Origin of the sequence: Cellulosimicrobium sp. PMB13 (assembly GCF_051294865.1) — a bacterium.
Taxonomy (GTDB): Bacteria; Actinomycetota; Actinomycetes; order Actinomycetales; family Cellulomonadaceae; genus Cellulosimicrobium.
This window is the reverse complement of sequence record NZ_CP145910.1, coordinates 1801729-1815698: the sequence shown is the minus strand read 5'-3', so window position 1 is coordinate 1815698 and position 13970 is coordinate 1801729. Positions and strand designations below refer to the sequence as shown.

Below are 13970 nucleotides of genomic sequence, written 5' to 3'. Positions count from 1 at the left end.
GAGGACCCATGCGCAGCTCCCGTTCCGCCACTCCCCGCTCGCCCCGTCCGTCCCTCGCTCCGCGGCGCGCCGCGGTCGGCGCGCTCCTCGCCGGGAGCCTCGTCGCCCTCACGGCGTGCAGCACGACGACCGCCGCCGGCGACGACGCCCCGGCGGACGGCGACGAGCCGCTCGTCGTCGGCGTCTTCCTCCCCGGGTCCACCTCGGACACGGGCTTCATGGAGTCCGCCTACCTCGGCTACCAGCGCCTCGAGGAGGAGCTCGGCGACGAGGTCGAGCTCTCGTTCGTCGAGGAGGTCGCCGCGGCCGACTACGAGCAGACGCTCGTCCGCTTCGCCAGCACGTCGGACCTCGTCATCTCCGTCGGCGGCCAGACCGACGCCGACCTGCGCAAGGTCGCGCCGCAGTTCCCCGACGTGACGTTCGTCGAGATCGGCGGCCCCGCGGACGCGGAACCCCTGGAGAACCTCGCCTACTACGACCCGCAGCAGGCCGAGGCGGAGTACCTCTCGGGCGCCGTCGCCGCGCTCAGCTCGGACACGGGCAAGGTCGGGTTCATCGGCGGCGTCGAGCTCCCGGCGATCGTCAACGCGTCGGTCGCGTTCGCGAACGGCGCCGAGGCCGCGGTCCCGGGCACCGAGGTCGTCACGCCGCAGTTCCTCGGCGACTTCAACGACCCCGCGAAGGCCAAGCAGGCCGCGGCGGCCAACTTCGGCGTCGGGGTCGACGTGGTCGGGCAGATCGTCAACCTCGGCAAGCAGGGCATCGAGCAGGCCGCGAAGGACGCCGGGGCCTCGATGGTCGGCGGGCCGATCCCGGGCGAGTGCACCGACGGTGGTCCCTACGTGGGCTACGTCCGGACCGACATCGGGACCGCGGTCGAGCACGCCGTGCACTCGGTGCTCGACGGGACGTGGGAGGCCGCGCAGGTGCCGTTCGGCCTGACGAGCGACCTCGGCGGCACCGAGTTCGTCCTGTGCACCGACGACCCCGCGACCGTCGCCGCGCTCGACGAGATCACCGAGTCGGTCGCGACCGGCGCCGTCGAGACGTACTGAGACGTCCTGAGACGTCCTGAGACGTCCTCGCACCCCGAACGGAGATCTCATGCCCACGACGCTCCCCTCCGCCCCGACGACGCACGACGCCCCCGGCGTCCCGACCGGCGCGCCCACGCTCGCCCTGCGGGGCGTGACGCGCGTCTTCGGGGCGCACACCGCGCTCGACGCGGTGGACGTCGAGATCGCCGCCGGGGAGGTGCACTGCGTGCTCGGCGAGAACGGGGCCGGGAAGTCCACGCTGTGCAACATCGTGTTCGGGACGCTCCCGGCGACGTCCGGCGAGGTCCTGCTCGACGGCGAGGCGTTCGCACCCGCATCGCCCGCCGACGCTCTCGCGCGGGGCGTCGCGATGGTCCACCAGCACTTCTCTCTCGTCCCGACGCTCACCGTCGAGGAGAACCTCCTGCTCGGCCGGGGCGTGCGCCGCCTGCGCCCCGACCGGGTAGGCCTCGCCGCGCGTCTGGCGGCGATCGAGGAGACGCTCGGCCTGCGGGTCGACCCGACGGCACGGGTCGGGACGCTCACGGTCGGCGCCCGGCAGCGCGTCGAGATCGTCAAGGCGCTCCTCGACGAGCCCCGCCTCCTCCTGCTCGACGAGCCCACCGGCGTCCTCGGGCCGGACGAGGTCGACGGCCTGCTCGCGACCTGCCGCCGCGTCGCGGCCACGGGCACGGCCGTCGTGCTCATCACGCACAAGCTCGCCGAGGTGATGCGCGTCGGCGACCGCGCGACGGTGCTGCGGGGCGGGCGCGTCGTGGGCGGCGGGCCGCTCGCCCGCGAGGGCGGCAGCGCGTCGGGCCCCGGGCTCGGTGCCGCCGAGCTCGTGGGCCTCATGGTGGGTCGCGACGCGTCGAGCCTCGACCCGGTGCTCGCCGCGAGCGTGGGCGTGACCCGTCCCGTCGGCAGGTCGTCGGTCGGCAGGTCGCCGGTCGGCGGCTCGTCGGTCGGCGGCTCGTCGGTCGGCGCCGCACTGCCCGACGCCGCAGCGGCCCACGCCATAGCAGACGGTCACGGGGAACCGGCCCCGGCGCCGGACGAGGCACCGCCCGTGCTCGAGGTGCGTGGCCTCGTCGTCGACCGGCCCGACGGCGCCCGCGCGCTCGACGCCGTCGACCTCCTCGTGCGGCCCGGCGAGATCGTGGGGATCGCGGGCGTCGAGGGCAACGGCCAAAGCGAGCTCGTCGCCGCCCTGTCCGGCGCGGTGCGTCCGGCGGCGGGGCAGGTCGTGCTGGCCGGGACGGACGTGACCCGCGCCGGGCCGCGGCGACGGACCGCGCTCGGCCTCGGCGTCGTCCCGGAGGACCGTCACCACGAGGCGGTCGTGACGAGCCTGAGCGTCACGACGAACCTGCTCCTCGGCCGCCTGCGCCGCTACCGCCGGTTCGGCCTGCTCGACCGGCGCGCCATGGACGCCGCGGCGACCGACCTCGCGCGCCGGTTCGACGTCCGGGCCGCGAGCCTCGACGCCCCGCTCTCCGCGCTGTCGGGCGGGAACCAGCAGAAGGCGGTCCTCGCGCGCGAGCTCAGCCTCGACCCGCTGCGCTGCGTCGTCGCGGCCCAGCCCACGCGGGGCCTGGACCTCGGAGCCGTGGACGACGTCGTCGCGCACCTGCGGTCGGCGGCGCGTGCGGGCGTCGGCGTGCTCGTCGTGTCCAGCGAGCTGTCGGAGCTCCTCGTCCTGTGCGACCGCGTGCACGTCGCCTACCGGGGCGCCCTGCGCGGCCCCGTCCTCACCGCCGACCCCGACGCGCGAGACCGCGTCGCCCACCTCATGACGGGAGCCTCGGCATGACCGCCCCGATCTCGACCGCTCCGCCCGCGACGCGCTCCGCGCCGCCGCGCCCGGCGTCCCCGGCGTCCCCGGGGACCCACCGTGGTGGGGCCTCGCTGCGCGACCGGCTGCTCGCCGCGCGTCCCGTCCTCGTCCCGCTGGCCGCGGTGCTCGGGGCGCTCGCCGTGAGCACCGCGCTCGCCGCGCTCGCGGGTGCGACACCCGCCGAGGCCGCGACCGCCCTGTGGGAGGGCATGGTCGGCACGCCGTACGCGATCGGGTCGTCCGTCAACGTCGCGGCCGTGCTCCTGCTCGTCGCCACAGGCTTCCTCGTCGCGCACCGGGCCGGGCTCGTCAACGTCGGGGGCGAGGGCCAGATCTGCGTGGGCGCCGTCGCCGCGACGGCCGTGGGCACGACGCTCCCGCCCGCGCTGCCGTCCGTCGTCGCGCTGCCGCTCGTGCTGCTCGTCGCCGCGCTGGGCGGCGCCGCGTGGGCGTCGGTCGCGGCCTGGCTCGCGGTCCGGCGCGGCGTGAGCGAGGTCATCACGACGCTCCTGCTCAACTTCGTCGGCGCCGCCGTCCTCGTGCTGGCGGTCCACGAGGAGGCGCTCCTGCGCCAGCCCGTGACGAGCTCGGAGACGCTCCCGCAGTCGTCGCCCCTCGTCGACGCCGCGCACCTCCCGCTCCTCGGCGTGCCCGGCTCGCCGGTCACCGTGGCCGTCGTGCTGGCCCTGGGGGCCGCCGTGGCCGCGGCGGTCGTCCTGCGGCGCACGGCGACCGGCGTGCGGCTCGCCGCCGTCGGGCAGTCCCGTCCGGCGTCGCTGCGCCTCGGTCTGCCGGTCGACCGGCTGCGCTTCTCGGCCCTGGCCACCGCGGGCGCCGGGGCAGGCCTCGCCGGCGGCGTCCTCGTCGCCTCGGCGCCGCACGTGCTCGACGACGGCCTGTCGTCCGGGTACGGGTTCTCCGGCCTGGTCGTGGGCCTCCTGGCCCGCGGCTCGTTCACCGCGGCCGTCGGCATCGCGACCGGGCTCGGCTTCCTCGTCTCGGGCGGCATCAACCTCCAGCTCGCCGCGGGCGTCCCCGCGTCGATCACCCAGATCACGGAGAGCCTCATCATCCTCGGCGTCGCCGGGACGGCGATCTGGTCCGTGGGCCGTGTCGGTGCACAGGTGCGCCGTGCGCACCGCGGACGCCTCCGCCGTCCGCAGCCCTCCCCCACCACCCGGCCGACCACCACGGAGGTCCCGTCGTGATCCTCACCCTCACCGACCTCCTCGTCGCGACCGTCGCGCTCGCGATCCCCGTCCTGGTCGCCGCGTCGGGCGAGCTCGTCGGCGAGCGCGCCGGCGTCCTCACCATGAGCGTCGAGGGCATGATGCTCACCGGCGCGTTCGCCGCGGTCGTGGGGGCGACGTCGAGCGGCTCCGCGCTCGTCGGCGTCGCGTGCGGCGCGCTCGCCGGGCTGCTCGTCGGCGTGCTGCAGGCCGTGCTCAGCGTCGTCCTGCGCGCCGACCAGATCGTCACGGGCATCGCCGCCAACGCGCTCGCGCTCGCCGGCACGACGTTCGGCGCGCGCCTCCTCCTCGAACGAGGGACCGAGGTGCCGGGGTTCGACCGGGTCGCGATCCCCGTGCTGTCCGAGATCCCGGTGATCGGGCCGGCCCTGTTCCGCCAGACGGGCCTCGCCTACGCGCTCGTGGCGCTCGTCGTCCTCCTCGCCGTGCTGACGTCGCGGCGCACCGGCTGGGGCCTCGCCGTCGACGCCGTCGGCGAGGACGCCGCGAGCGCCGACCGCTCCGGGATCCCCGTGCTGCGCGTGCGCTTCGCGGCGGTCCTCGTCGTCGGGCTCCTGTCCGGCCTCGCGGGGACGCAGCTCGCGCTGTCGGAGGTGCGCACGTTCACGGACAACATGACGGCCGGCGTCGGGTACCTCGCGGTCGTCGCCGTCATCGCGGGCAGCTGGCGCCCCGTCGGGGTCGCCGTCGCGGCGCTCGCCTTCGGTCTCGCGCAGGCGTTGCAGTTCACGCTGCCGGCCCTCGGAGTCGACGTGCCGTTCGCGCTGCTCGTCATGCTGCCCTACGTGCTCGCCCTGCTCGCGGTCGCGGGCTTCGTCACCCACAGTCGGCCACCCGGCGGCCTCACCACGCCGTTCGTCCGGCTCGGCCGGTCGTCGTGACCCCGCACGCCCCGGACACCTGCCCGGACACCGGCTCGCCACCCGCGCGCACCACGACCCGCGCGCCCCGCACCGCCCGACCGCCCAGCGCCGCCCGCTCGCACTCCACCGTCCGCCCGAATCCTGGAGGCCCCGTGCCCCTCGTCCTCACCCGCAGCGACCTGACCGGACTCGTCACGCCCGCACAGGTGGTCGAGGCCGTCGAGCACGCGTTCGCCGACCTGGCCGACGGCACCGCTGCGCAGGCCCCGCTCACCGTGGCCGCCGTGGACGACGCCGCGCACTTCCTCCCGATGACGGCCGTGTCGCCGCGCGCGGGGCTCGCCGGCTCGAAGCTCCTCGCGGACGTCCCGGGGAACCGCGCGCGCGGGCTGCCCGCGCAGCGCTCGGTGCTCGTGCTCGCGGACGCCTCGGACGGCGCGCCGGTCGCCGTGCTCGACGGCGGCCTGCCGACGCGCCTGCGCACCGCGGCGGCGAGCGCCGTCGCGACGCGGTGGCTCGCCCGGGACGACGCGCGCGTCCTGGGGCTCGTCGGCGCGGGCGGTCTCGCGCTCGAGCACGTCAGCGCGATCGCCGAGGTGCGCCCGATCGAGCACGTGCTCGTGTGGTCGCGGTCCGCCGAGACGGTCCGGACCTTCACCGAGCGGACCGGGGAGCGCCACCCCCACCTCAAGGTGACGCGCGTGGACTCCCCGGCGAGCGCCGTCGGCTCGGCGGACGTGGTGTGCACGCTCACGCCCTCCCGAGAACCCGTCGTCCGCGGCGCGTGGTTCCACCCCGGGCTGCACGTCAACGTCGTGGGCGCGCCCCCGCGGCCCGACCACCGCGAGGTCGACGGCGAGGCGATGGCCCGCTCGCGCGTCGTCGTGGACTCGGTGTCGACCGCGCTGCACGAGTCCGGCGACACGCTCCTCGCCATCGCCGAGGGCGCGATCGACGAGTCCGCGTGCCGGCTCGAGCTCGGAGACGTGATCACGGCTCGGGCCGCGGGCCGGCGGACCGCCGACGAGGTCACGCTGTTCGACTCCGTGGGCCTCGGCATCCTCGACGTCGTGATCGGGCGGCTCCTCGTCGACGCCGCGCGGGCGGTCGGCCGGGGGCTCTCCGTAGAGTTGTCGGCATGAGCGCGACGACGCCCGACGGCACCTCCGCGACGACCGGCCCCGCGCCGGGATCCCTCTCGGCGACGGACCGTGCGCACCTTGCCGAGGCGCTGCGGATCGCGCGCGCGACGCTCGTCGACGGGAACCGGCCGTTCGGCGCGGTGCTCGTCGCGGCCGACGGCCGGGTGCTCGCGACCGGTCGCAACGCCGCCGCGCAGACGGGGGACCCGACGTCGCACGCCGAGCTGGACGCGGTCCGGGCGGTGGCCGAGGCCGACCGCCGCGCGGTCGCCGGCGCCACGATGTTCGCGAGCGGCGAGCCCTGCCCGATGTGCGCGGCCGCGCTCGTGTGGTCGGGCGTCGGCCGCATCGTGTTCGGCACCGCCGCACCCGACATCCGCGGCGTCATGCCGGGGTCGCCGTCGTTCACGCTGCGCTGCGCCGACGTGGTCGCCGCGTCCGACGCGACGGTCGAGGTGGTCGGCCCGGCGCTCGGCGACGAGGGCCTCGCTCCCTTCCGCGAGGTAGAGCCAGGGTTCGCGAGGTAGAGCCAGGGTCCGCGAGGTAGAGCCAGGGTCCGCGAGGTAGAGCCAGGGTCCGCGACCAGGGCTCTACCTCGGCGACCTCGGCTCTACCTCGCGAGGGCGGTCTCGATCGCGTCCTGCTCGTCGGCGGGCAGCACGGGCGCGGAGAGCGCGGCGACGCTGTTCTCCAGCTGGCGCACGCTGCTCGCGCCGACGAGGGCCGACGTGACGCGCTCGTCGCGCAGCACCCACGCGAGCGCGAGCTGCGCGAGCGACTGCCCGCGGCCCTGCGCGATCTCGTTCAGCGTCCGCGCCGTCGCGAGGTAGTCCTCGTCGATGCTGTCCGCCGAGAGGAACGGCGAGTCGGGACGCGCGGCCCGCGAGCCCTCGGGCGCGGAGCCGGAGAGGTACCGGTCGGTGAGCAGGCCCTGCTGGAGCGGCGAGAAGACGATGGTCCCGATGCCGAGCTCGCCCACGACGTCGAGCAGCGACTCCGACTGCACGCCGTCGTAGCGGTCCTCGTGCGACGGATCCTCGACGTGGCGGTTGAGCATCGAGTAGCTCGGCTGGTGGATGAGCAGCGGCGTCCCGAGGTCGGCGAGGATGCGCGCGGCCTCGCGCGTGCGCTGCGGCGAGTAGTTCGAGACGCCGACGTACAGGGCCTTGCCCTGCTGGACGGCGTCGTGCAGCGCCCGCATGGACTCCTCGAGCGGCGTGCTCGGGTCCGGGCGGTGGTGGTAGAAGACGTCGACGTAGTCGAGCCCCGTGCGCTGCAGCGACTGGTCGAGCGAGGACAGCAGGTACTTGCGCGACCCGCCGTCGCCGTACGGGCCGGGCCACATGTCGTAGCCGGCCTTCGACGAGATGACGAGCTCGTCCCGGTACGCCCCGAGGTCCTGCGCGAGGTGCCGCCCGAAGTTCTCCTCGGCCGAGCCGTACGGCGGGCCGTAGTTGTTGGCGAGGTCGAAGTGCGTGATCCCGAGGTCGAACGCGCGCCGCAGGACGGCGCGCTGGGTCTCGAACGGGTTCACGTCCCCGAAGTTGTGCCAGAGGCCGAGCGAGATCGCGGGCAGGTCGAGGCCGCTGCGCCCCGTCCGCCGGTAGGTCATCGAGTCGTAACGGTCGTCGGCAGCGACATAGCGCGGAGCGAGGGACATGGCCCCCATTCTGCCCGGCGACCGTCGGACCCGACCACGGCAAGGTCCTCCGTGACGCGTCACCCGACCGTCACGACAGAGGACGAGATGCGAGTCGTTGCCCTCCCGCAGGCGGAAGAACCGACAACGACTCACATCTCGTCGTTCGTGCGGCGACGCTCGCGCGGACTGCTCGATGCGCGGCGGATACGAGGTGGGGCGGCTACGAGGTGGGGCGGGTCGAGGTGACATGGCCGACGAGGCCGGGGTCGGATCGAGCGGTGGGGCGGGTCGAGGTGACATGGCCGACGAGGTCGGGGTCGGATCGAGCGGTGGGGCGGGTCGAGGTGACATGGCCGACGAGGCCGGGGGCGGAGCGAGGGGTGGGGCGGGTCGTGGTGGGTCTGGCGGGAGGACCCGAGGAACGAGGGTCCGGATGGTAGACCCGCCCCGCCCCTCGCGCAGCCCCCGGCCGGACCCGCACCGTCGACCCGCCCGCCCTCGCGCAGCCCCCGGCCGGACCCGCACCGTCGACCCGCCCGCCCTCGCGCAGCCCCCGGCCGGACCGGACCACGGACCGGCCCGACCGGGATCACGGACGGCTCAGCGCGACGGCGTCTCCACGACCTGGCCCGCCCAGGCGAACCCGCCGCCGAAGCCGAACAGCAGCGCGGGCGCCCCGGCGGGGATCTTGCCGGCGTGCCACCACTTGGAGAGCCCGAGCGGGATCGATGCGGCCGACGTGTTGCCGGACTCGACGATGTCGGTGACGACGACGCGCTCCTCCATGCCGAGCGCCTTGGCGAGCGGCTCGATGATCCGCAGGTTGGCCTGGTGGGCCACGAGGACCTCGATGTCGTCGAGCGCCACGCCGGACCGCTCGACGACGAGCTTCGCCCGCTCCGCCGCGCGCGTGATGGCCCACTTGAAGACGGCGCGGCCGTCCTGGGCGAACTTGTCGGCCGGTGCCTCGATGAGCACGGCGGGCGTGAGGTCGGGCTCGGAGCCCCAGGTCACCGGGCCGACGCCGGGGGTGTCGGTCGCCTGCAGGACGGCGGCCCCCGCGCCGTCGGCGGTGAGGATGCAGGTGCTGCGGTCGGTCCAGTCGGTGAACGCCGTGAGCTTCTCGGCGCCGATCACGACGGCGGTGCGTGCGGACCCGGCGCGGATCGCCTGGTCGGCGAGCGCGACGGAGTGCGCGAAGCCGGAGCACGCGACGTTGACGTCGAGCACGGCAGGCCCGACGACGCCGCGCAGGTCGAGCTCGGACGCCTCCTCGGGCGTCGACTGCCCGGGCATGACGCCGGTGCGCAGGTGGTAAGCGACGCGGCCGGCGGTGTTGGGCGAGCGGTCGACGGCGGTCGCGGTCGCGACGATCACGAGGTCGACGTCGGCGGCCGCCACGCCCGCGTCGTCGAGCGCGTGGCGGGCGGCCCCGACGGCCATGTCGGCGACGGTCGTGTCGTCGTCGGCGACGTGCCGGGTGATGATGCCCGTCCGCGACCGGATCCACTCGTCGTTCGTCTCGACGAGCTGCGCGACGTCGTCGTTGGTGAGCGTCTTCTCGGGCTGGTGGTGTCCGAGGCCGACGATGCGCGATCCGGCCGCGCCGGTGGCAGGTGTGAGCATGCGTCGATCATTCACCGTGCCCGGCGGATCGTCCAAGCCGCCCGGGCGCCAGCCCGTTCGCACGGCTCAGGTGACGGTGCCGAGCTGCCACGGGACGAACTCCTCGCCGCCGATGTCGAGGTCCTCGCTGGAGGTCTGCTCCCCGGACGCGACGGCGAGGATGCGCGCGAAGATCTCGTCGGCGACGGCCTCGAGCGTGGCGGTGCCGTCGACGATCCGGCCGCAGTCGATGTCGACGTCGTCGCCCATGCGGGCGTAGAGCTCGCTGTTGGTCCCGAGCTTGATCGACGGCGTGGGCTTGCACCCGAACACCGAGCCGCGCCCCGTCGTGAAGCACACGACGTTCGCCCCGCCGGCGACGAGTCCCGTCACGGAGACCGGGTCGTAGCCCGGGGTGTCCATGAACACGAAGCCCTTCGTCGTCATGGGTTCCGCGTACTCGTGCACCGCCGCGAGGTCGGCCTGACCACCCTTCGCGACCGCGCCGAGCGACTTCTCGAGGATCGTCGTGAGGCCGCCCGCCTTGTTTCCGGGCGACGGGTTGTTGTCGAGGCTCCCGCCGCCCGCGGCGGCGTAGTCCTGCCACCACGCGAGGCGGTCGAGCAGGCGCTGACCGACCTCGGGCGTGACGGCCCGGCGGGTCAGCAGGTGCTCCGCACCGAAGACCTCCGGGGTCTCGGCGAGGGCGGACGTGCCGCCGTAGGCGACGAGGCGGTCGGACGCGATCCCGAGCGCGGGGTTCGCGGTGATGCCGGAGTACCCGTCGGAGCCCCCGCAGTTGAGACCGAGGACGAGCTCGGACACGTCGCACTCGGTGCGCTCGAAGCGGCCGTCGATCTCCTCGACCATCTCCCGGACGGCCTGCACGCCGGCCTTGACGGTCGCGCGCACGCCTCCCGAGTCCTGGATCGTCAGGGTCCGCACGACCGTGTCCGGGGAGAGCTGCGCCCCCGCGAGGACCGTGTCGACGGCGATCATCTCGCAGCCGAGGCCGAGCACGAGCACGCCCGTGACGTTCGGGTGCCCCGCATACCCGCGCAGGGTCCGCAGCAGCACCTGGGCGCCCTCGCTCGTCGGGACGAGCCCGCACCCGGACTGGTGGGTGAGGGCGACGACGCCGTCGACGTGCTCGTACCCGTCCATCGCGAACCCGCGGAACTGGTCGGCGATCATCTTCGCCGTGCTCGCCGAGCAGTTCACCGACGTGAGGATCGCGACGTACGAGCGCGTGCCGACCCGACCGTCGGCGCGGCGGTAGCCACGGAACGTGGGCCGCGGTCCCGCGGGCGCCTCGAGCGGGGTGTGGACGGTCGCGAGCTCGTGCTCGCGCTCGCCCTCCTCGAAGCCCAGGTTGTGCACGTGGACGTGGTCGCCCGGCTCGATCGGCGCGGACGCGACCCCGATGACCTGCCCGTACTTGCGCACGGGCTCGCCCGTCAGCACGGCGCGCAGCGCGACCTTGTGTCCGCGCGGGACGTCGTCGCGGACCGTGACGGGCTCGCCGCCGTCGGCCGCCACGACGTCACCGGGGACGAGGTCGCGCGTGGCGACCGCGACGTCGTCCTCGGCACGCAGCACGAGGAGTGCGGCGCGCTCGTGCGTGGACGCGGTCATGCCCGCACCGCCTGCGCGCGCCCCGCCTCGTGGGGGACGGCCGGTGCGCGGTGCGCTCCCCCGACCGCCTCGGCCAGCCGGACCGGCAGGCCCGTCTCGAGCGACCTGTTCGCCGCGATCCCGACACCGGCCGCGAGCAGCCCGTCGCGCCAGCCCGCGGGGCGGCCCAGCGGGTCCTCGCCCGGACCGCGGAAGACGTCTTGGAGGAGCATCGCGTCACCGCCCCCGTGAGCCCCCTGCCCCCTCGGGATCGGCACCTCCCTCGCCTCCTCCCAGTGCCGCTGCACGACGAGCCGCTCGCCGCGCGGGCGCGTCGGGCCGGTGGCCAGCGCCTCCTGCGCGGACGGGTCGAGGACGGGCCGACCGTTCTCGTCCGTGAGGACCGCGCCGCGCTCGACGACCTCGAGCTCGGCACGGCCGCGCGTCCCGGTGACGCTCACGCGGTACCCCTCCCAGGGCCCGTACGCGGTCAGCGAGTAGGTGAGGACCGCGCCGCGGCGGTACTGGACGATCACGGCGGCGGTGTCCTCGATCGTCACGCCCGGCGCGAAGGGGTCCTGGTCGCGCCGGTACCCGTCGTGCGCCTCGGCGTCGAGGTACAGGTCGGCCAGGCGCTGGTCGTCGGCGAGGTCGAGCAAGAACAGGTCGCGCGGCGCGTCGGCCGCAGGGCCGTCCGGGGCGCCGCGCGTCCCGCGCGCGGGACGGCTCCCCGCCGCCGCGCCCGCTGCCCCCGCGCCGTCGGCGCCGTAGAAGCGCAGGCCGCCGCGTGCGAACACCAGCTCGGGCTCGTCGTCGACCCACCAGTTGACGAGGTCCGCGTGGTGGCTCGACTTGTGGACGAGGAGCCCGCCGGAGATCTCCTTCTCGCGGTGCCAGCGGCGGAAGTAGTCGGCGCCGTGCACGGTGTCGAGCACCCACTCGAAGTGGACCGCGGTCACCTCGCCGATCTCGCCGCTCGCGATGACCTGCTTGAGCGCGGTGTTGCGGGGCGAGTAGCGGTAGTTGAACGTCACCACGACGTCGCGGCCGTGCTCGGCGACGGCGTCCGCGATCTGGCGGCAGCCCCGTCCGGTCGTGGTCATCGGCTTCTCCAGCACGACGTCGGCCCCCGCGGCGAGCACGCGCGCGACTACGTCGGCGTGGGTGCGGTCCGGCGACGTCACGACGACCGCGTCGACGTGCTCGCGCGCGATCATCGCCTCGAGGTCGTCGGGCGCGTACGTCGGGACGGGTGCCTCGCCCGCGGCCGCCACGCGCTCGTCGTAGTACCCGGAACGGACCGGGTTCGGCTCGCACCAGGCGACGAGCCGCGCGACGTCGCGGTGCGGCCCGAGGATCGCGTCGACGTACATCTGGGCCCGGTGCCCGGTCCCGACGACGGCGTAGCGGCGACGGGTTCCGGTGTCTCGGGGGGACTCGGCGAGGGGAGGCAAAGCGGTCCTTCCGTGGGTGGTGTCGCGCCCGCCGACGGGTGGCGGGCGGTCGGCCGGACCGTCCCCGTGGGGCGACGGGGACGGTCCGGCCAGTCGTGCCCGGGTGCCGTCGGCACCCGGTGGATCAGGCGTCAGCCGCCGATGGCGGCCTCGACCTCGGAGGTGAACTGGCTCGCCGCGTCCGCGGGGCTGAGCCGGCCGAAGATCAGCTCGGTGTTCACGCGGGTCGTGATCTCCGGGACGTCAGCGGCACCCTCCGGCGGGACCGGCGGGCCGTCGACGATCTCGGTCTCCAGGCCCGCCAGGAACTCGGCGGACTGCTGGTCCGCGGGCTCCAGGTCGGCCTGGATGGCCTCGCGCACGTCCGTGTTGGCCGGCAGGCCGCGGTCGGCGAGGATCAGCGCGCCGGCCTCGGGGTCGTTGAGGAGGAAGTTCACGAACTTCGCCGCCGCCTCGGGGTGCTCCGTCGTCTTGGAGATCGAGTAGTACATCGCGGGCTTGAAGTACATGCCCGTGCGGTCGAACTCCGACTCGCCCGGCACGCGGAGGAGCTGGAGGTCACGGCCGGCCGCGCTCGAGATCGCGGGCAGCTGGTTGGACCACCAGAAGCCCATCGCGCCGGTGTTGGTGCCCAGGAGCGACTGCTCGGGACCGCCCTCGGCGATCTCGATGCTGCGGGCCGGGTCGGGCTGGCCGCCACCCTCGATGAGGTCCATCGTGATCTGGTTCCACTCGGCGAGCAGCTCGTCGTCGTAGCCGACGCCGCCGTCCTCGCCGTAGAGCGACTGGCCGTGCTGGCGGGCGAAGATGTTGAAGCCCGCCTCGTTCCCGCCGAACTCCTGGACGCCGTACACGCCCTCGGGGGCCTTGGCCGAGATCTCGTTGGCGATCTCGACGAAGTCGTCCCAGGTCCACGTGGTGTCGTCGGGCATCTCCACGCCGGCCTGCTCGAAGATCGCCGGGTCGGCGATGATCGAGTACGCGTTCACGCCCGTGGCCACGCCGTACAGGCCGCCCTCGGTCGTGCCGGACTCGAGGACCGACTCGTCGATCTTGCTCGTGTCGACACCGAGCTCCCCGAGGTCCGCGATGACGCCGCGCGCGGCGTAGTCGGCGAGGTAGCGCTCCTCCTGGGTGATGACGTCGGGGGTGTCGCCACCGGCGACCGTCGTCGCGAGCTTGTCCCAGTAGCCGCCCCAGTCCGTGAAGTCGGGGACGACCGTGATGTCGGGGTTCTTCTCCTCGAACAGGTCGATGACCTGCTGCGTGGTCTCGTGCCGGGTGTCCGAGCCCCACCACGAGAAGCGGATCTCCACCGGTCCGGAGTCGGTCGTCTCCACGGGGTCGTCGTCCGGCGCGGCGCCGGAGTCACCGCTGCAGGCGCTGAGGGCGAGGGTCCCGGCGGCGAGCAGCGCGCCGACGCGCAGCCAGGTGCGGGTCGATCGGGTCGAGCTCTTCATCGTGCTTTCTCCTTCGGTGGAACGTCGTCGTTCTACGGGTGTGCTGCGATGTGGTCCGGTCAC

General features: G+C 74.7%; 11 protein-coding genes. 6 read left to right on the top strand and 5 right to left on the bottom strand.

Translation table 11 applies throughout. The annotated features are described in order from the left end of the window. Window positions 1-8 precede the first annotated feature (8 nt). The 6 genes from V5D56_RS08395 to V5D56_RS08370 all read left to right on the top strand — a co-directional run bounded on the left by V5D56_RS08395 (window position 9) and on the right by V5D56_RS08370 (window position 6659). Window positions 9-1058, top strand: a complete 1050-nt coding sequence (locus tag V5D56_RS08395; RefSeq protein ID WP_435738587.1) for a BMP family protein — start codon at window positions 9-11, stop codon at window positions 1056-1058. A gap of 49 nt (window positions 1059-1107) precedes the next feature. Next, entirely contained in the window at window positions 1108-2853 is a 1746-nt protein-coding gene (locus V5D56_RS08390; RefSeq protein ID WP_435738586.1) for an ABC transporter ATP-binding protein, read from the top strand. Then, complete coding sequence (locus tag V5D56_RS08385) at window positions 2850-4085, top strand: ABC transporter permease (protein ID WP_435738585.1); 1236 nt, start codon at window positions 2850-2852, stop codon at window positions 4083-4085. The genes V5D56_RS08390 and V5D56_RS08385 overlap by 4 nt, the downstream gene beginning before the upstream one ends. Continuing rightward, window positions 4082-5008 carry an ABC transporter permease gene (locus V5D56_RS08380; protein ID WP_435738584.1) on the top strand — a complete coding sequence of 309 codons (927 nt, stop codon included), beginning with the start codon at window positions 4082-4084 and terminating at the stop codon, window positions 5006-5008. Before V5D56_RS08385 ends, V5D56_RS08380 begins: the two co-directional genes overlap by 4 nt. A 134-nt stretch (window positions 5009-5142) precedes the next feature. Then, window positions 5143-6132 carry an ornithine cyclodeaminase family protein gene (locus V5D56_RS08375; RefSeq protein WP_435738583.1) on the top strand — a complete coding sequence of 330 codons (990 nt, stop codon included), beginning with the start codon at window positions 5143-5145 and terminating at the stop codon, window positions 6130-6132. Further along, window positions 6129-6659: a nucleoside deaminase gene (locus V5D56_RS08370; RefSeq protein WP_435738582.1), complete on the top strand. Its 531-nt coding sequence runs from the start codon at window positions 6129-6131 to the stop codon at window positions 6657-6659. Before V5D56_RS08375 ends, V5D56_RS08370 begins: the two co-directional genes overlap by 4 nt. Window positions 6660-6742: 83 nt before the next feature. Here V5D56_RS08370 and V5D56_RS08365 read toward each other — a convergent pair whose 3' ends face one another. The 5 genes from V5D56_RS08365 to V5D56_RS08345 all read right to left on the bottom strand — a co-directional run bounded on the left by V5D56_RS08365 (window position 6743) and on the right by V5D56_RS08345 (window position 13907). After that, window positions 6743-7792 carry an aldo/keto reductase gene (locus V5D56_RS08365; RefSeq protein WP_435738581.1) on the bottom strand — a complete coding sequence of 350 codons (1050 nt, stop codon included), beginning with the start codon at window positions 7790-7792 and terminating at the stop codon, window positions 6743-6745. A gap of 582 nt (window positions 7793-8374) precedes the next feature. Beyond that, complete coding sequence (locus V5D56_RS08360) at window positions 8375-9400, bottom strand: 3-oxoacyl-[acyl-carrier-protein] synthase III C-terminal domain-containing protein (RefSeq protein WP_435738580.1); 1026 nt, start codon at window positions 9398-9400, stop codon at window positions 8375-8377. A gap of 66 nt (window positions 9401-9466) precedes the next feature. Further along, on the bottom strand, window positions 9467-11014 hold the full coding sequence (locus V5D56_RS08355) for a UxaA family hydrolase (protein ID WP_435738579.1): 1548 nt from the start codon (window positions 11012-11014) through the stop codon (window positions 9467-9469). After that, window positions 11011-12366 carry a Gfo/Idh/MocA family protein gene (locus V5D56_RS08350; RefSeq protein ID WP_435738981.1) on the bottom strand — a complete coding sequence of 452 codons (1356 nt, stop codon included), beginning with the start codon at window positions 12364-12366 and terminating at the stop codon, window positions 11011-11013. Before V5D56_RS08350 ends, V5D56_RS08355 begins: the two co-directional genes overlap by 4 nt. A gap of 212 nt (window positions 12367-12578) precedes the next feature. Then, on the bottom strand, window positions 12579-13907 hold the full coding sequence (locus V5D56_RS08345) for an ABC transporter substrate-binding protein (RefSeq protein ID WP_435738578.1): 1329 nt from the start codon (window positions 13905-13907) through the stop codon (window positions 12579-12581). Window positions 13908-13970 lie beyond the last annotated feature (63 nt).